Origin of the sequence: Streptomyces megasporus (assembly GCF_000718985.1) — a bacterium.
GTDB lineage: Bacteria > Actinomycetota > Actinomycetes > Streptomycetales > Streptomycetaceae > Streptomyces > Streptomyces megasporus.
Genome location: NZ_JODL01000005.1, coordinates 193,159 through 210,066 on the forward strand (window position 1 = coordinate 193,159; position 16,908 = coordinate 210,066).

14 protein-coding genes are annotated in these 16,908 nt (G+C 73.5%); 7 read left to right on the forward strand and 7 right to left on the reverse strand.

What is annotated here, in order from left to right:
• The first annotated feature begins 50 nt into the window (after positions 1–50).
• From IF47_RS0106995 to IF47_RS0107010, 4 genes are all read left to right on the forward strand, one after another.
• A complete protein-coding gene (locus tag IF47_RS0106995; protein ID WP_078591616.1) occupies positions 51–716 on the forward strand; it encodes an MBL fold metallo-hydrolase in 666 nt (221 codons plus the stop codon).
• Positions 717–742: 26 nt separating this feature from the next.
• On the forward strand, positions 743–1,597 hold the full coding sequence (locus tag IF47_RS0107000; RefSeq protein WP_031507434.1) for a DUF3097 domain-containing protein: 855 nt from the start codon (positions 743–745) through the stop codon (positions 1,595–1,597).
• 58 nt (positions 1,598–1,655) lie between these two features.
• Positions 1,656–2,888 (forward strand): radical SAM family heme chaperone HemW, encoded by a 1,233-nt coding sequence (gene hemW, locus IF47_RS0107005; protein ID WP_037732102.1) that lies wholly within the window; start codon positions 1,656–1,658, stop codon positions 2,886–2,888.
• A 91-nt stretch (positions 2,889–2,979) separates the two neighbouring features.
• Positions 2,980–3,435 (forward strand): VOC family protein, encoded by a 456-nt coding sequence (locus tag IF47_RS0107010; protein WP_031507436.1) that lies wholly within the window; start codon positions 2,980–2,982, stop codon positions 3,433–3,435.
• Between the two features lie 152 nt (positions 3,436–3,587).
• On the opposite strand, the gene IF47_RS0107015 is transcribed toward IF47_RS0107010, so the two are convergent.
• The gene (locus IF47_RS0107015; protein ID WP_031507437.1) at positions 3,588–5,477 is read right to left on the reverse strand and encodes an AMP-dependent synthetase/ligase; all 1,890 of its coding nucleotides are present in this window, start codon (positions 5,475–5,477) and stop codon (positions 3,588–3,590) included.
• 327 nt (positions 5,478–5,804) lie between these two features.
• Positions 5,805–7,679 (reverse strand): translation elongation factor 4, encoded by a 1,875-nt coding sequence (gene lepA / locus IF47_RS0107020; RefSeq protein WP_031507438.1) that lies wholly within the window; start codon positions 7,677–7,679, stop codon positions 5,805–5,807.
• 220 nt (positions 7,680–7,899) lie between these two features.
• Between lepA and rpsT the strand changes: the two genes are divergently transcribed.
• Positions 7,900–8,166 (forward strand): 30S ribosomal protein S20, encoded by a 267-nt coding sequence (gene rpsT, locus IF47_RS0107025; protein ID WP_031507439.1) that lies wholly within the window; start codon positions 7,900–7,902, stop codon positions 8,164–8,166.
• A 254-nt stretch (positions 8,167–8,420) separates the two neighbouring features.
• Here rpsT and IF47_RS0107030 read toward each other — a convergent pair whose 3' ends face one another.
• Positions 8,421–9,401 carry a peptidoglycan-binding protein gene (locus tag IF47_RS0107030; protein WP_031507440.1) on the reverse strand — a complete coding sequence of 327 codons (981 nt, stop codon included), beginning with the start codon at positions 9,399–9,401 and terminating at the stop codon, positions 8,421–8,423.
• A gap of 323 nt (positions 9,402–9,724) precedes the next feature.
• Entirely contained in the window at positions 9,725–10,717 is a 993-nt protein-coding gene (gene holA / locus IF47_RS0107035; protein WP_031507441.1) for a DNA polymerase III subunit delta, read from the reverse strand.
• 76 nt (positions 10,718–10,793) lie between these two features.
• Between holA and IF47_RS0107040 the strand changes: the two genes are divergently transcribed.
• On the forward strand, positions 10,794–11,081 hold the full coding sequence (locus IF47_RS0107040) for a hypothetical protein (RefSeq protein ID WP_051717167.1): 288 nt from the start codon (positions 10,794–10,796) through the stop codon (positions 11,079–11,081).
• A gap of 62 nt (positions 11,082–11,143) precedes the next feature.
• Positions 11,144–11,608 carry a pyridoxamine 5'-phosphate oxidase family protein gene (locus IF47_RS0107045; protein WP_031507443.1) on the forward strand — a complete coding sequence of 155 codons (465 nt, stop codon included), beginning with the start codon at positions 11,144–11,146 and terminating at the stop codon, positions 11,606–11,608.
• A 586-nt stretch (positions 11,609–12,194) separates the two neighbouring features.
• Here the strand turns inward: IF47_RS0107045 and IF47_RS0107050 are convergent.
• The 3 genes from IF47_RS0107050 to IF47_RS0107060 all read right to left on the reverse strand — a co-directional run bounded on the left by IF47_RS0107050 (position 12,195) and on the right by IF47_RS0107060 (position 16,904).
• On the reverse strand, positions 12,195–14,714 hold the full coding sequence (locus tag IF47_RS0107050; protein ID WP_031507444.1) for a ComEC/Rec2 family competence protein: 2,520 nt from the start codon (positions 14,712–14,714) through the stop codon (positions 12,195–12,197).
• Positions 14,711–15,610, reverse strand: a complete 900-nt coding sequence (locus IF47_RS0107055; protein ID WP_245641026.1) for a ComEA family DNA-binding protein — start codon at positions 15,608–15,610, stop codon at positions 14,711–14,713. The genes IF47_RS0107050 and IF47_RS0107055 overlap by 4 nt, the downstream gene beginning before the upstream one ends.
• Positions 15,611–16,028: 418 nt before the next feature.
• On the reverse strand, positions 16,029–16,904 hold the full coding sequence (locus IF47_RS0107060) for a DegV family protein (RefSeq protein ID WP_051717169.1): 876 nt from the start codon (positions 16,902–16,904) through the stop codon (positions 16,029–16,031).
• Positions 16,905–16,908: the final 4 nt, after the last annotated feature.

Consider the following 16,908-nt stretch of genomic DNA (forward strand, 5'->3'; position numbering starts at 1 on the left):
GTATGGACGCCGGATGGGAAGAGCTCGCGCCGGGAGTCGTCCGTCACCGTATGCCCGGCTGGGACGAGACGATCGGGGCCGTCGGGGGCGAGACGGGCGTGCTCGTGGTCGACACGGGCGCGTCGCTGGGCGAGGGCGCGCGGATCCGACGGTCACTGGGTGAGCGCTTCGGCCGCCGCGTCACCCACGTGGCGCTCACCCACCCGCACTTCGACCACGTCCTGGGCACGTCCGCCTTCTCCGGGGTCGAGGTGTACGCGGCGGTGGGGGCCGACGACTGGCTGGCGCGGTCGAAGGACGAGCTGCTGGCGGACGCCGTGCGGCACGGCGCGGACCGCGAGGAGGCCGCCCAGGCCGTCGACGTGCTCGTCCATCCGCACCACCGGGTGGTCGGCGAGCTGACGGTCTCGCTGGGCGACCGGGAGGTGGTCCTGGCCAACGTCGGTCCCGCGCACACCGCGTACGACCTGGCCGTCCTGGTGCCCGGCGTCGCGGGCGGGCGGGACGTCGTCTTCTGCGGCGACCTGGTGGAGGAGTCCGGCGAGCCGCAGGCGGGCCCGGACGCCCACCCTCTCCACTGGCCGGCCGCCGTGGACCGCCTCCTCGCCCTGGGCGGCGAGGACGCACTGTACGTCCCCGGTCACGGCGCGGTGGTGGACGCCGCGTTCGTCCGCGCCCAACGCGACGCGCTGGCACGGCGCTTCGGCGTTTCCTGACGGTGTCCGCGTTACAGAATGAGCGCATGCGCAGCAGACGGTACGACCGGTACGACCCCGACCTGACCCCTCCGTGGAAGCGGACCAGGCCCGTGCCTGAGGTCCCCGCCGAGCCGGATCTGGTGGTGGAGGAGGTCACCACCGGGTTCTGCGGGGCCGTGGTCCGCTGCGAGAAGACCGCGCAGGGGTTCACCGTCACCCTGGAGGACCGGTTCGGCAGGCACCGCGTCTTCCCCCTGGAACCGCGGGGCTTCCTGCTGGAGGGGAGGGTCGTCACCCTGGTGCGACCGCGGGCGGTCGCCCCGCCCGCCCCGACGGCGCCCCGGCGCACCGCCTCGGGCTCGATCGCCGTACCGGGTGCCCGCGCGCGGGTGGCGCGGGCGGGGCGCATCTACGTGGAGGGACGCCACGACGCGGAGCTGGTGGAGAAGGTCTGGGGCGACGATCTGCGGATCGAGGGCGTCGTCGTGGAGTACCTGGAGGGCGTCGACGACCTTCCGGCGATCGTGGAGTCCTTCGGCCCCACCCCCGACGCCCGGCTGGGGGTGCTGGTGGACCACCTGGTGCCCGGCTCGAAGGAGTCCCGGATCGCGGCGCGGGTGACCGACGAGAACGTGCTGGTGGTCGGACACCCGTACGTCGACGTCTGGCAGGCGGTGAAGCCGTCCGCGCTGGGCATCGACGCCTGGCCGGACGTCCCGCGCGGCCAGGACTGGAAGACGGGCGTGTGCCGGGCGCTGGGCTGGCCGGAGAACACCGGCGCGGCGTGGCGGCGGATTCTGGGCAGTGTGCGGAGCTACACGGACCTGGAGCCGGGCCTGCTCGGGCCGGTCGAGCGGCTGATCGACCACGTCACGGTGGGCGGTCCCGGCGGTCCGTGAGCCCGGCCCGTCCGGTATCGGCCGCCGATACCGGGCGGGATGCCGGACAATGGGTCCCATGCCTTCCGCACTGCCCGACGGCGAGCCCGTCCCCGCCGACGGGGCGCTGCCCGCGCACGCCCTGGCGGGCGCGGGGAAGCGTCCTCTCGGCCTCTACCTGCACGTTCCGTACTGCGCGACGCGCTGCGGCTACTGCGACTTCAACACCTACACCGCGAGCGAGCTGCGCGGCTCCGGCGGGGTGCTCGCCTCGCGGGAGAACTACGCGGACATCCTGGTCGAGGAGGTCCGGCTGGCCCGCAAGGTGCTCGGCGACGATCCGCGACCGGTGGAGACGGTCTTCGTCGGCGGCGGCACTCCGACCCTGCTGCCCGCCGCCGACCTGGGACGGATGCTGGCCGCGATCCGCGAGGAGTTCGGTCTGGCGGACGGCGCGGAGGTCACCACGGAGGCCAACCCGGAGTCCGTCGACCCGGCCTATCTGGCCGGACTGCGCGAGGCGGGTTTCAACCGGGTCTCCTTCGGGATGCAGAGCGCCCGGCGGCACGTGCTGGCCGTCCTGGACCGCACCCACACCCCCGGCCGTCCCGAGGCGTGCGTGGCCGAGGCCCGGGCGGCGGGCTTCGAGCACGTCAACCTGGATCTGATCTACGGCACCCCGGGCGAGAGCGACGACGACTGGCGGGCCTCGCTGGACGCCGCGATCGACGCCGGGCCCGACCACGTCTCGGCGTACGCGCTGATCGTCGAGGAGGGCACGCGACTGGCCCGCCGCATCCGGCGCGGCGAGATCCCCATGACCGACGACGACGTGCACGCCGACCGCTACCTGATCGCCGAGGAGAAGCTCTCCCGGGCCGGTTTCGGCTGGTACGAGGTGTCCAACTGGGCGACCTCGCAGGCCGCCCGCTGCCGCCACAACGAGCTGTACTGGACCGGCGCCGACTGGTGGGGCGCGGGCCCCGGAGCGCACAGCCACGTCGGCGGGGTGCGCTGGTGGAACGTCAAGCACCCCGGCGCGTACGCCCAGGCCATCGCCGAGGGGCGTTCCCCGGGTGCGGGCCGCGAGCTGCTGACCGACGAGGACCGCCGCGTGGAGCGGATCCTGCTGGAGCTGCGGCTGGTGGACGGCGTGCCGCTGGACGTCCTCGCCCCGGCGGGGGCGCGGGCCGCCGAGCGGGCGCTGGCCGACGGGCTGCTGCGCCCGGAGGCGTACGAGCGGGGCCGGGCGGCGCTCACCCTGCGCGGCCGACTGCTGGCCGACGCGGTGGTCCGCGACCTGGTGGACTGACGGGGCCTCCCCCCGACGGCGTTCTCCCGGTGGCGTTCCCCCGGCTGCGTTCTCCCGGCGGCTGTCGGTCCCTCCTGCCATGCTCCGCTCCATGGAGACGACACTGCAGGTGACGATCGACTGCGCCGAGCCGCGGCGGCTGGTGCCCTTCTGGTGCGAGGCCCTGGGGTACGTGCCCGAGCCCCCGCCGGGCGGGTACGCCACGTGGCGGGAGTACTGGCGGGCCACCGGGGTGCCGGAGGAGGAGCTGGGCGACGGCGCCGGGGAGACGCCCGAGTCGATCGTCGACCCGGCGGGGCGGGGGCCGCGGGTGTGGTTCCAGCAGGTCCCGGAGCCCAAGACGGTGAAGAACCGGGTGCACCTGGATCTGAAGGCGGGCGGCGGGCGCGGTGTCCCGCTCGCGGTCCGCACGGAGCGCGTGACGGCCCTGGTGGACCGGTTGACCGGGGCGGGCGCGACGGTGCTGCGGATCATGGACGAGCCGGGAATGGACTACTACGGCGTCGTCCTGGCCGATCCGGAGGGCAACGAGTTCTGCGTCGCCTGACCGTCCCCGCCGGCCGGGAGCGCCGCGCCGGCGGTCCGGAGGGCGGGGTGACGGTCCGGCAGGGACGGGGGCCGGGAGACGACAGGGGCCGGAGGGGCGCCGGATTCGCGGGCGCCCCTCCGACCCTCGCGGGCCGGTTCCCTGTGGGCCGGTCAGGACTCGCGGGCGCCCTCGTACATCTCCTCGATGAGGTGGCCGAACTCCTTCTCCACCACGGGCCGCTTGAGCTTCAGGCTCGGGGTGAGGTCGCCGTGCTCGACGTCCAGGTCGCGCGGCAGGATGCGGAACTTCTTGATCGTCTGCCACCGCTGGAGGCCGGCGTTGAGCCGCTGGACGTAGCCGTCGATCAGCTCGCGCACCTCGTCGGAGGCGACGATCTCCGCGTAGCTCCTGCCGCCGAGCCCCTTCTCCTTCGCCCAGCCCGTGATGGAGGGCTCGTCGAGCGCGATGAGCGCGGTGCAGTAGTTGCGGTCCGCGCCGTGCACCAGGATGTTGGAGACGTACGGGCAGATGGCCTTGAACTGGCCCTCGACCTCGGCCGGGGCGATGTACTTGCCGCCGGAGGTCTTGATCAGGTCCTTCTTGCGGTCGGTGATCCGCAGGTAGCCGTCGTCCGACAGCTCCCCGATGTCACCGGTGTGGAACCAGCCGTCGTCCTCCAGGACCTCGGCGGTCTTCTCCGGGAGCTTGTGGTAGCCCTGCATGATGCCGGGGCCGCGCAGCAGGATCTCGCCGTCCTCGGCGATGCGCACCTCGGTGCCCGGCAGCGGCTTGCCGACCGTGCCGGTGCGGTAGGCCTCGCCGGGGTTGACGAAGCTGGCGGCGCTGGACTCGGTGAGGCCGTAGCCCTCCAGGATGTGGATGCCGGCGCCGGAGAAGAAGAAGCCGATCTCCGGGGCGAGGGCCGCCGAGCCGGAGACGCAGGCGCGCAGCCGGCCGCCGAATGCCTCGCGGATCTTGGCGTAGACGAGCTTGTCGGCGATCCCGTGCTTGATCTTCAGTCCGGCGGGCGCGGAGGCCACCCCGGTGCGGCGGAAGTTGTCCTGGGTGACCTTGGCGTACTCGCGGGCCACCCCGGACGCCCACCGGAAGATCCTGTACTTGGCCGCGCCGCCCGCGCGCGCCTTGGCGGCGACCCCGTTGTAGACCTTCTCGAAGATCCGGGGCACGGCGGCCATGTAGGTGGGCCGGACCACCGGAAGGTTCTCGATGATCTTGTCGACCCGGCCGTCCACCGCGGTGACGTGGCCGACCTCGATCTGGCCGGCGGTGAGGACCTTGCCGAAGACGTGCGCCAGCGGCAGCCACAGGTACTGCACGTCGTCGGGCCGGACCAGGTCGGTCGCGGCGATGGCCTTGCCCATGTAGGACCAGGCGTCGTGCGGCAGCCGTACGCCCTTGGGGCGGCCGGTGGTGCCGGAGGTGTAGATCAGCGTGGCGAGCTGGTCGGAGCGGAGGGAGGAGACGGTCTCCTTGACGGCCTCGGGGTGCTGCTCCAGGTAGGTCTCGCCGCGCCGGCGCAGCTCGTCCAGGGAGAGCACCCAGCCCTCCGGGTCGCCCTCGGCGGGCACCGCGTCCTTCGGCTCGACGACGACCACGTGGGCGAGGTTCGGCAGTTCGGCGCGGCGCTCACGCGCCTTGGCGAGCTGCCCGGCGTCCTCGGCGATCAGCACCCGGCTCTCGGAGTCGGCGAGGATGTAGGCCGTCTCCTCGGCGTTGGTGCTGGGGTAGACGGTGGTGGTGGCCGCTCCCGCGCACAGCACGCCGAGGTCGCACAGGATCCACTCGACCCGGGTGTTGGAGGCGATGGCGACCCGCTCCTCGGGGCGCACGCCCAGGTCCATCAGGCCGGCGGCGGTCGCGAAGACCTTCTTCGCGGCCTCGCCCCAGGTGTAGGAGCGCCACTCGTCGGGGCCCTGGCCGGAGGCGGGCGGCACGGGATAGCGGTACGCCTCCCCGTCCGGCGTGGCCTCGACGCGCTCCAGGAAGAGATTCGCCACCGAGGGCGGACGGTTCTCGATCAGGGTCTGTGGGTCGCTCACGACATCCTCCGGGGCCCGCGACGATGCAGGTGGGTGGCTCCAAGACTCGGTGTACCGGGAGCGCTGGGATTGCGAAAGAGTATTCGGGTCTGTTCTCTGCGTGCTTGCCTGTGCGTACTGCGTAACTCATGAGTAACAACCGAGTGGGTGATCAGACTAAACGGGATGGCCGTCCCTTGATAAGGGCTTGCGCCCGCCCTCCCCGAAGCCGTGACCTCCGCGATACATACCCGACATACCAAGTGGTCTGTCCGGCGCTCCGCTCCTGGAGCGGACACGGCGAGGGCGCCCGCCGACCGGCGGGCGCCCTCGCCGTGGACACCGTCGCTACTTCTTGCCCTTCTCCGCGCCCGCGTCGGAGTCGGAGGAGAGCGCGGCGATGAAGGCCTCCTGCGGGACCTCCACCCGGCCCACCATCTTCATGCGCTTCTTGCCCTCCTTCTGCTTCTCCAGCAGCTTCCTCTTGCGGGAGATGTCACCGCCGTAGCACTTGGCGAGCACGTCCTTGCGGATGGCCCGGACGGTCTCGCGGGCGATGATGCGCGAGCCGATGGCGGCCTGGATGGGCACCTCGAACTGCTGCCGCGGAATGAGTTCGCGCAGCTTGGAGGCCATCTTGACGCCGTAGGCGTACGCCTTCTCCTTGTGGACGATGGCGGAGAAGGCGTCCACCTTGTCGCCGTGCAGCAGGATGTCGACCTTGACCAGGTCGGAGGTCTGCTCGCCGGTCGGCTCGTAGTCGAGCGAGGCGTAGCCGCGGGTCTTGGACTTGAGCGCGTCGAAGAAGTCGAAGACGATCTCGGCGAGCGGGAGGGTGTAGCGCAGCTCGACGCGGTCCTCGGAGAGGTAGTCCATGCCCTGGAGGTTTCCGCGCCGGGACTGGCACAGCTCCATCACCGCGCCGACGAAGTCGTTGGGCGTCAGGATGGTGGCGCGCACCACCGGCTCGTGCACCTGGGCGACCTTGCCGTTGGGGTACTCGCTGGGGTTGGTGACGATGTGCTCGCTGCCGTCCTCCATGTCCACCCGGTAGATCACGTTGGGCGCGGTGGCGATCAGGTCGAGCCCGAACTCGCGCTCCAGACGCTCGCGGATCACCTCCAGGTGGAGCAGGCCCAGGAAGCCGACGCGGAAGCCGAAGCCGAGCGCGGCGGAGGTCTCCGGCTCGTAGACCAGCGCGGCGTCGTTGAGCTGGAGCTTGTCCAGGGCGTCGCGCAGCTCCGGGTAGTCCGAGCCGTCCAACGGGTACAGCCCGGAGTACACCATCGGCTTGGGCTCCTTGTAGCCGCCCAGCGGCTCGGTGGCGCCCTTGGTGAACTGGGTGATGGTGTCGCCGACCTTGGACTGGCGGACGTCCTTCACACCGGTGATCAGGTAGCCGACCTCGCCGACGCCCAGTCCGTCGGAGGGCAGCATCTCCGGGCTGTTGGTGCCGATCTCCAGCAGTTCGTGCGCGGCGCCGGTGGACATCATCTTGATGCGCTCGCGGTGGGAGAGCTTGCCGTCGACGACCTTCACGTACGTCACCACGCCGCGGTAGGCGTCGTAGACCGAGTCGAAGATCATCGCGCGGGCGGGGGCGTCGGCCTCGCCGACCGGCGCCGGAACCTGCCGGACGACCTCGTCCAGCAGCGCCTCGACGCCCTCGCCGGTCTTGGCCGAGACCTTCAGCACCTCCGACGGGTCACAGCCGATGAGGTGCGCCAACTCGGCGGCGAACTTCTCCGGCTGGGCGGCCGGCAGGTCGATCTTGTTGAGGACCGGGATGATCGTGAGGTCGTGCTCCATCGCCAGGTAGAGGTTGGCGAGGGTCTGGGCCTCGATGCCCTGGGCGGCGTCGACCAGGAGGATGCATCCCTCACAGGCGGCGAGGGAGCGGGAGACCTCGTAGGTGAAGTCGACGTGCCCCGGGGTGTCGATCATGTTGAGGATGTGGGTCGTCCCCTTGGCATCGCTCCCGGTGGGCGCCCACGGGAGGCGGACCGCCTGGGACTTGATGGTGATGCCGCGCTCGCGCTCGATGTCCATGCGGTCGAGGTACTGAGCGCGCATCTGGCGCTGCTCGACGACACCGGTGAGCTGGAGCATCCGGTCGGCGAGGGTCGACTTGCCGTGGTCGATGTGCGCGATGATGCAGAAGTTGCGGATCAGCGCCGGGTCGGTACGGCTCGGCTCCGGCACGTTCGATGGGGTCGCGGGCAACGCAGGGTCCTGTCGGGTCATGGCTCGGGTTCGATACGTCTTCCCCCATGGTCCCATGAACGGCGTGCTCGGTCCGGTTTGGGAGCCCATCGGGCCTGCTGGTACCCTGACCGACTGTGTCTTGCCCTCTCGCGGGACCCGCCGCGAAGGAAGCGCGGGAGCCGGAAGGGCCCACAAAGGCACGGAACCACACCTCTATCACACCCGAGAAGGCTCTTTCGTGGCGAACATCAAGTCCCAGATCAAGCGGAACAAGACCAACGAGAAGGCCCGCCTGCGCAACAAGGCGGTCAAGTCCGAGCTGAAGACCGCGATCCGTCGCACCCGTGAGGCCGTCGAGGCCGGCGACGCCGCGAAGGCCACCGAGGCCGCGCGTCTGGCCGCCAGGAAGCTCGACAAGGCCGTCAGCAAGGGCGTCATCCACAAGAACCAGGCCGCCAACAAGAAGTCGGCGCTCGCTCGCAAGGTCTCCGCTCTCCAGGGCTGACCCCCTCGGGTCGCCGTACGGCGGCCCACCCCGTGCCGGAGCGGGCCACAGCGGACCCTCTCACCGCTCCGCGACGGCACCACCGCGCCGCACGCGGCCTGCGTTCGCCACGCGGGTGCGGCGCACCACTGCGTTCACAGCACAGAGCGACACACATCGCTTGGTCATGGGCCGTAGGTTCGCTGCCCGTCGGGATTCCCGGCGGGCAGCGGCCGTTTCCGCGCCCCGCCGGCGGACGGGGCGCGTACGAGCCGTCAGCCGACCAACGCCTCCCAGGTCACCGGGCCCGCCACGCCGTCGACGTACAACCGGTTGGCGCTCTGGTACGCGCGCACGGCGGAGGTCGTCACCGAGCCGAACCCACCGTCGACCACGAGTCCCGCGCTGTGCTTGTTCAGCGCGACCTGCAGCCCCCGGACGTGAGAGCCCGAGTGGCCCTGCCGCAGCGAGTAGACCAGGTGGGGCCAGGTGACCGGGCCGACCTGGCCGTCGGCGACCAGGCCGCGGGACGTCTGGAACCTCTTGACCGCGCCGACCGACACCGAGCCGTACTGGCCGTCCACCACCAGGCCGTATCCGCGCTGGTTCATCAGGTGCTGGATGGCCTTGACGGTCTCGCCCACGGCGCCCGGGTCGATGCGCGACCAGCCGCCGCCCAGGTCCACGCCGCGGGCGGTCATGAAGGTGACGGGGTTGACGGTGGAGCCCAGTCCCCCGGTGTGGGTCTCGAAGTGCAGGTGCGGGCCGGTCACGTTGCCCGTGGCGCCCATGTCGGCGATGCGCTGCCCGGCTCCGACCGTCGCGTTCAGGCCGACCCGGAACACACTGAGGTGGCCGTAGTAGGTGTACGTGCCACCGCCGTGCGAGATGACCAGGCCGTACCCGGTGCGCCCGGTCAACACGTTCGTGCCCCGGCGGATCACGGTGCCGGCCGCCGCCGCGTAGACGGCGGTGCCCGTCGAGTTGGTGATGTCCTGACCGGCGTGCGAGACACCGCCCCGCGGGGCCCCGTAGTGACCGCCGGAGGGGAAGTAGCCTCGGGCGGGGTTGCACCACCGACCGTCCTTGAGGGTGGCGGCGGCGGCCGGGGACGTCAGGGCGGGCACACCCGTCAGGGCGACGCCCATCCCGGCGCCGAGGCCGGCCAGCAGTCTCCGGCGGGACGGGCCCGCCGGGCGGAACGTCTCCTCCGCCTCCTCCGCCGTGGCGTCGGTCGGGCCACACTGTTCACACATGTGTCTCCCCTTCTGGAAAGCGTGTCGGTCGTTTCTCACGGGAACCCCGTGGCCGACCTTCCGCTCTCACCGGCTTCTACGCGCGTCGCACCGGAGCGCGACGCGAGCGCCCACCGAGATCGGACACACAGCCCCCGTATGACAGGAGCATGCCATTCCTGGTTCGTTTCGCCCAGAGGGCCTCGGAAGCCCTCCCGAAGCCCGGCCGGGACCCCGACCGGGACATGCGGAGCCCGACCGGGGCATGCGGAGGCAGACGTGGAGAGGCACCCGCGGCGGGGACCACAGGTGGTGCGGTACCGGTCGACAGTCGGTCGATCGGTTCAGCGGGAGCGCGCCGCGCGGGCGATGGCCATGACGGCCTTCTCCAGGGCGTACTCCGGGTCGTCCCCGCCGCCCTTCACCGCCGCGTCGGCCTCCGCCACCGCTCGCAGCGCCACCGTCACCCCGTCCGCCGACCAGCCGCGCGCCTGTTGGCGGACCCGGTCGATCTTCCACGGGGGCATGCCCAGCTCACGGGCCAGGTCGCCCGGACGCATGCCGCGCGGGGCCGACAGCAGCTTGCCGATCCCCCGCACGCCCTGGGCCAGGGCGCTGGTGACCAACACCGGGGCGACGCCCGTGGCCAGGGACCAGCGCAGCGCCTCCAGCGCCTCGGGAAGCCGGCCCTCCACGGCGCGGTCGGCGATGGTGAAGCCGGACGCCTCGGCACGGCCGCTGTAGTAGCGGGCGACGACGGCCTCGTCGATGGTGCCCTCGACGTCGGCCATGAGCTGGGAACAGGCGCTGGCCAGTTCGCGCAGGTCGCTGCCGAGCGCGTCGACCAGGGCCTGACACGCCTCGGGGGTGGCCGAACGCCCCGCGGCGCGGAACTCGGCCCTCACGAACGCCTGTCGGTCCGCGGGCTTGGTCATCTTGGGGCAGGCCACCTCGCGGGCACCCGCCTTCCGGGCCGCGTCCAGCAACCCCTTGCCCTTGGCGCCCCCCGCGTGCACCAGCACCAGGGTGATCTCCTCGGCCGGGGACGCCAGGTAGGCCTTGACGTCCTTGACCGTGTCCGCCGCCACGTCCTGTGCGTCCCGCACGACCACGACCTTCCGCTCGGCGAAGAGCGAGGGGCTGGTCAACTCGGCGAGCGTGCCCGGCCGCAGGTCGACGGGGGCGAGTTCGCGCACGTCGGTGTCGGCGTCGGCGGCCCTGGCCGCGTCGACCACCTCGCGCACGGCGCGGTCGAGCAGCAAATCCTCCTGGCCCACGGCGAGCGTGACGGGGGCGAGGGGGTTGTCGGTCGAGGACTTCCTGGTTTTTCCGGCCATCGCGGACCAGCATCCCACGAGCCGCCGACACCCACCGCCCCCACGGCCGGTTCCGGCCCTGCCGCAGAATGGTCCGGTGAGCGACGTTCGACACATCCTGGTGCTGCCCGACCGCGACGCCGCCGAGGAGGTGGCCGAGGAGGTCACCGAGCGTCTCGGTCTTCCGGAGGAACCGCGGCCGATCCGCGAGGCGCTGGCGGGCGAGGACGACGCGGAGGACGCCCAGTGGCTGGTCGTCCTCGACGATCCGGCGGGCGCCTACGATCCGGCCGACCTGGACGCCCTCGCCGCCGAGTACGACGGCTGGCTGGAGGGATGGCCGGAGCACGAGCAGCAGCCGGACACCGACGACGCGCGTGGGTAGGCCGGAAGGCTTACCCCCACCGCCCGATGTGCCGGTGAGGACCGCCCGGTTAGCGTCGCCGCATGGTGACCGGTGACCCCGCTCCGCGCGATGCGGAGCAGCGCAGACGTGATGTGCTGGAGCGGCTGGAGAAGGATGTGGACGCCTGGGTGTCCACCGTGAACCCGGACGGCAGTCCCTGCCTGGTGCCGCTGTCCTTCGTCTGGCACGGGGACGCCCTGCTGATGTGCACGAAGGAGTCCCGGCCCACCGCCCGCAACCTGCGGACGGGCGGACGGGCTCGGGTGGCGCTGGGCCACACCCGGGATGTGGTCCTGATCGACGCCCGTGCGGAGTTCGTGCCCTCGGACCGGCTGCCGGACGCGGAGGGGGAGGCGTTCGCGGGGAAGCTGAGCTGGGACCCGCGCGGACGGGAGGCGTGGGTCTTCCTCCGTCTCCGCCCGGAGAGGCTGCTGGCCTGGCGCGAGGAGAACGAACTGGCGGACCGGGAGCTGATGCGCGACGGGGTCTGGGTCGTGCCCGGGTGATCTCCCCTGCTGTCCGCGGGGTCGCACAAGAAGGGCGCCGGCCGGTGCCGGGGCTGTCGGGGCGGTGGCCGTCAGCGGCCGGGTGCCGGGCGGCGGGCCCGGCGACGGAGGCGAAGGCCCCACCGTGGGCGGCGAGGACGCCGCCGACCGGCCGGACGTGGAGGGACGGCGACCGCTCCGGCTGCGTCGCGGGCCGGCCTCCACGGATCGTCGGGCGACGACATCGGCACCCTGCGTTCCGCCTGTGCCTGGATCTCGTGGTGAGCTTGGTGGGCCGTCGCCTGGAAGGCCTCGTTGTAGGAGGCCATGGCCGCGCGGACGGCTGTGCCGGCGACACCGCGACGGCGGACGACGGATGCCAACCATGTGAAGAAGCCCATGGTCGCGGCGAGAGCGCCGGCGACCACCAGGAGGGGAAGGAGTTCACCCATGGGCCCGAGCCTATGCCCGGCACCGGTCCGCACGGGCGGTTGTGCACCTGCTTCCCCGTCGTCGCGGCGGCCTGACGACCGCTCGGCCGCGAGGAACACGAAGGGCGGGCAGGACACCGGCGGGACGAGGGACGTGGAGGAATGGACACGGAGGCTCAACCCTCCGATCCGGTGACCGCACCGTCGGAGGTGACGGCCAGGGAGCCGTGGACGTCGGTGCGCAGCACGACGGCACCGGTGGCGCGCAGGGCGCCCAAAGTACGGGGAGAGGGGTGCCCGTAGGGGTTGTCCTCCCCCGCCGACACGAGCGCCACGCGCGGGTTCAACCGCTCCAGTAGTTCGGTGTCCTGGTAGGCCGAGCCGTGGTGGGCCACCTTGAGGACGTCCACCCGCGGCAGGTCGGGACGCGCCGCCAACAGCCCCCGCTGCGCCGGGGGTTCGAGGTCTCCGGGAAGGAAGACGGTCAGGTCGGCGGCGCGGACGAGGAGGGTGACGCTGGCGTCGTTGGCGTCCTCGCCCATCGGGGAGGGCGGTCCGGGCGGCGGAGGCTCCCGGGGCCACAGCACCTCCCAGGAGAGATCGCCGATCCGACGCCGCTCCCCCGGCCCCGCCCGGAGCACCGGCACCCCCGCCCGGGCGGCCGTGCGCCGTACCGCCGCCGCCTGCCCGGACGGCTCGCCCAGGGGGGTGGTCTGGATCGCCCCGACCGCCCGTCCACGCAGGACTCCGGACAGCCCCGCGACGTGGTCGGCGTGGAAGTGGGTGAGCACCAGCAGCGGGACGGCGGTGACCCCGAGGGTGCGCAGACAACGGTCCACGGCCCCGGGGTCGGGGCCGGCGTCGACGACGACGGCCGCGCCCTCCCCGGCCGCCAGTGCCAGCGCGTCCCCCTGTCCGACGTCGCAGACGGCGAGCCGCCAGTCGGGGGGCGGCCACCCGGTGAAGGGACGGATCAGGGGGACCGGTCGCAGGATCGCCAGGACGAGCAGCACGGCGCAGGCGGCGCAGAGCCAGGGGTGCCGCAGCAGCCACCGGGCGGCCAGGAGCACCGCCACGGTGAGCGCGGCCAGCGCCAGGGCGCCGGCCCAACTGCCGGGCCAGTCGATCTCGGCGCCGGGCAGGGCGGCGCCCGCCCGGGCGATGGCGGCGATGCCGGCGGTGGGCCAGCCGGCGACCCAGGCCAGCGCCTCGGCCAACGGCGGCGCGAGCGGCGCCGCCGCCAGGGCGGCGAACCCGAGCACCGTGGCGGGCGCCACCAGGAACTCGGCCAGCAGGTTGCACGGAATCGCCACCAGGCTGACGTGGGCGGCCAGGACCGCGACCACGGGCGCGCACACCGCCTGCGCCGCGGCCGCCGCGGCCAGCGCCTCGGCGAGCCGTCCGGGCACCCCGCGGCGGCGCAGGGACTCGCTCCAACGCGGGGCGATGGTGAGCAACGAGCCGGTGGCCAGCACCGAGAGGAGGAAGCCGAAGTCACGGGCCAGCCAGGGGTCGTACAGGACGAGCAGCAGAACGGCGGTTGCCAGCGCGGGCAGCAGGGAGCGCCGCCGCCCGGTGCCGATCGCCACGATGGTGATCAGCCCGCAGGCCGCCGCTCGCAGCACGCTGGGCTCCGGACGGCAGACCACCACGAAGGCCAGGGTGAGCAGCGCGCCGGTGACCGCGGTGGTGCGCAGCGACATTCCCAACCGGGGCGCCATCCCGCCGCGTTCGGCGCGGGAGGCCCTCCCCGGCGGTCCGATCAGCAGCACCAGCAGGATCGCGAGGTTGGCCCCGCTCACCGCCAGCAGGTGGAGCATGTCCGACGCCCGGAAGGCCGCGTCGAGGTCGGGCGGGATGCGCGAGGTGTCGCCGACCACCAGTCCGGGCAGCAGTGCCCGGGCGTCGGCCGGCAACCCGTCGGTGGCCTCCCGCAGCCCGGCCCGCAGCTCTCCGGCGGTGCGCTGGACGCCGGTCGGCGCGCCGATCACCGTGGGCGGTCCCTCGCCCCGCACCCGCAGCACGGCGGCGACGTCCCGGCCGCCCGCCCCGTCCTCCCGCGGCGGCAGGAGGCGGGCCCGGACCCGCAGCCGGGTACTGGGCAGCAGGTCGAGCCACGCCGACGGCGGCCGGACCTCGGGGCCTTCCCGTCCTCCGCCCCCGTCGCCCTGCCGTGCCAGGAGGAGCACCGGCGACCGGGTGGCGGTCACCGTGCCGTCCGGGGCGGTGACGCGGACGGCCTCGGCCCGCAGCAGCACCGCCTCCGGCACCTGCTCGGACCCGTGGACGCGCGGCCTGACCGTGCGCGGGTCACCGGTGACGATCACCTCGGCCGTGACATGGGCGTACCGCTCGGCCTGTGCGGGCAGCGGGCCGCGGTGCACGTCGGCGGCGTGGGCCGCGGCCACCCCGCCCCCCGCCGCGGCGCACACCAGTACCGTGGCGACGGCCGTGTGCCCGCCGCTCCGCCCCCGCGCGAGGAGCAGGGACACCACCGCCCCCAGGCAGCAGACCGTCACGCCCACCACCGCCGTGCGGCCCGGAATCCCCAGGGCCAGGGCCGCCGCCCCCCACGTGGCCAGCGCGGGCGGGATCATCCGGAGGTCGGTGGGCCCTTCCCGACGGGGCTCGGCCGCGCCCAGACGGTGCCCGGCGGCGGCGTGGACCGCCGCCCTGGCCGTCCCCCGGACGGTCACGGTCCGACCAGGGGACGCAGATCGGCGAAGCGCCGCTCGCCGATGCCGTCGATGTCGCGGAGTTGTTCGACGGAGGTGAAGCCACCGTGCTCGGTGCGGTAGTCGACGATGCGCCGCGCCATGACGGGGCCGATGCCGGGGAGGGCGTCGAGCTGCTCGACCGTGGCGGAGTTGAGGCTGATCGGCACCCCCGTGGGCGGTCCGCCGGCCGCCGGGGGGGCGGGTGCGGCGATCGCCGCGGCGGGCTCTCCGACGACGATCTGCTCGCCGTCGACCACCGGGCGGGCGCGGTTGAGACCTTCGAGGTCCGTGCCCGGCCGGACACCACCCGCGGCCCGCAGCGCGTCGGCGACGCGGGCGCCGGCCGGCAGCCGGTGCACCCCCGGCTTGCGGACCTTGCCCGCCACGTCCACCAGCAGGTGTCGGACATCGGGGGCCGGCGCGGGGGGCCGCGCGGAGGGGCGGGGCGGGGAGGAGTCCGGACGCGGGTCGGGCGCGGACTCCACCGAGGGCACCCCGACGGTCTGTGGACGGCCGGTCCAGAAATGGTGTGCGGCGAAGCCCAGGGCCACGACCAGCACCAGGCCGAGCGCGGCCAGTGCGCGCGGCTCCACCCCGCACCGTGTCCGCACCCACAGCGGCAGGCGGTCCCACACGGCCTCCGCCAGCCGCGCGCGTCGGGAGAGCCCCGGCCCGGGCCCCGGCTCGTGCCCCGGCTCGTGCCCCGGCTCGTGCCCCGGGGCCTGGGCGGGCTCGTGCTCGGGCTCGGTCCCCGGCTCGGGGCGCTCACGCGTCAGATCCCGCGCCGGCTCACGTGACGGCTCACGCGCCGCCGAACCATGCGCCACGGCCCGGCCGGCCGGACCTCCCTCCGCCGCCCGCCGGACACGTGCCATACGGACCGCCTCTCGGGCGGCGGCCATGGCCTCGACCCGCGACAGCGAGGGCGAATCGGCAGGTCCGGGACCGGCACCGGAGGGAACAGTGGGAGCGGAAGCGAGCGTGGAGCCGGCGGCCGGCCCGCGTGGCCCCGGTCCGACCGTGAGCAGTGTGCTCGCGCGTTCCCGCAGCGGCGCCTCGGCGGCGGCCCGCCGCCGTGCCCGACGGCCCGGGTCGCGGTGCCGGCCGGGGACGCCGGCCGAGGTGCGGACCGGGGGACGGATCGGGAAGGAGCGTGACCGTGCCCGTGGGAGGGATCGGGAGGACGGCCGAGGGGACGGCCGGGAGTGCGCGCCGGAACGTGTACGGGTGTCCATGCCGGTCGACGGTAGGCCGGACGACCCACCTCGGACGATCATGGAGATCTTCCGTGGACTACCCGCCGGTTGTGGACAACTCCGTCACCTGTCCGAGCGACACCACCACGCCCAGCAGCCCCGGCCCGGTGTGCGCGCCGATGACCGCGCCCACCTCGCTGACGTGCAGTTCCCCGAGCCCGGGCAGGCGGGTGCGCAGCCGTTCCGCGAGCTGGTCGGCGCGGTCCGGCGCCGCCAGGTGGTGCACGGCGACGTCCACCGCCGCGGCGCCCGCCCGCTCCACCACGATCTCCTCCAGACGCGCGATGGCCCGGGAGGCGGTGCGGACCTTCTCCAGCACGCCGATGCGGCCGTCCTCCAGCTCCAGCAGCGGCTTGACCGCCAGCGCCGAGCCCAGCAGCGCCCGGGCCGCGCCGATGCGGCCTCCGCGCCGCAGGTAGTCCAGGGTGTCCACGTAGAAGTACGCGGACGTTCCGTCGGCGCGCTTCCGGGCCGCGGCGACCGTCTCGTCCAGCGAGCCTCCCGCCTCGGCGACCTCCGCCGCGGCCAGGGCGCAGAAGCCCAACGCCATCGCCACCATGCCGGTGTCCACCACCCGCACCGGGACGGGCGCCTCCCGGGCGGCGAGCACGGCCGCGTCGTAGGTGCCGGAGAACTCGGCCGACAGGTGGAGGGAGACGATGCCCTCCACCCCCGTCTCCGCGATGGCGCGGTAGGTGTCGGCGAACACCCGCGGGGCGGGACGGGAGGTGGTCACGGACCGCCGTTTCCGCAGCGCCTCGGCCAATGACCGGGCGGAGATCTCGGTACCCTCCTCCAGCGCCCGGTCGCCCAGCACCACGGTCAGCGGTACCGAGGTGATGCGGTGACGCTCCAGTGCCGCCGGTGGCAGGTAGGCCGTGGAATCAGTGACGATCGCGACATGGCGGGACATGGGG

Excerpts from the sequence above, each read along its gene's own strand:
- IF47_RS0107010 (WP_031507436.1), top strand. The coding sequence starts at position 2,980 with ATGGAGACGACACTGCAGGTGACGATCGACTGCGCCGAGCCGCGGCGG.
- holA (WP_031507441.1), bottom strand. The coding sequence starts at position 10,717 with ATGGCCGGAAAAACCAGGAAGTCCTCGACCGACAACCCCCTCGCCCCC.
- IF47_RS0107060 (WP_051717169.1), bottom strand. The coding sequence starts at position 16,904 with ATGTCCCGCCATGTCGCGATCGTCACTGATTCCACGGCCTACCTGCCA.
- IF47_RS0107000 (WP_031507434.1), top strand. The coding sequence starts at position 743 with ATGCGCAGCAGACGGTACGACCGGTACGACCCCGACCTGACCCCTCCG.
- IF47_RS0107055 (WP_245641026.1), bottom strand. The coding sequence starts at position 15,610 with ATGGCACGTGTCCGGCGGGCGGCGGAGGGAGGTCCGGCCGGCCGGGCC.
- IF47_RS0107030 (WP_031507440.1), bottom strand. The coding sequence starts at position 9,401 with ATGTGTGAACAGTGTGGCCCGACCGACGCCACGGCGGAGGAGGCGGAG.
- hemW (WP_037732102.1), top strand. The coding sequence starts at position 1,656 with ATGCCTTCCGCACTGCCCGACGGCGAGCCCGTCCCCGCCGACGGGGCG.
- IF47_RS0106995 (WP_078591616.1), top strand. The coding sequence starts at position 51 with ATGCCCGGCTGGGACGAGACGATCGGGGCCGTCGGGGGCGAGACGGGC.
- IF47_RS0107045 (WP_031507443.1), top strand. The coding sequence starts at position 11,144 with ATGGTGACCGGTGACCCCGCTCCGCGCGATGCGGAGCAGCGCAGACGT.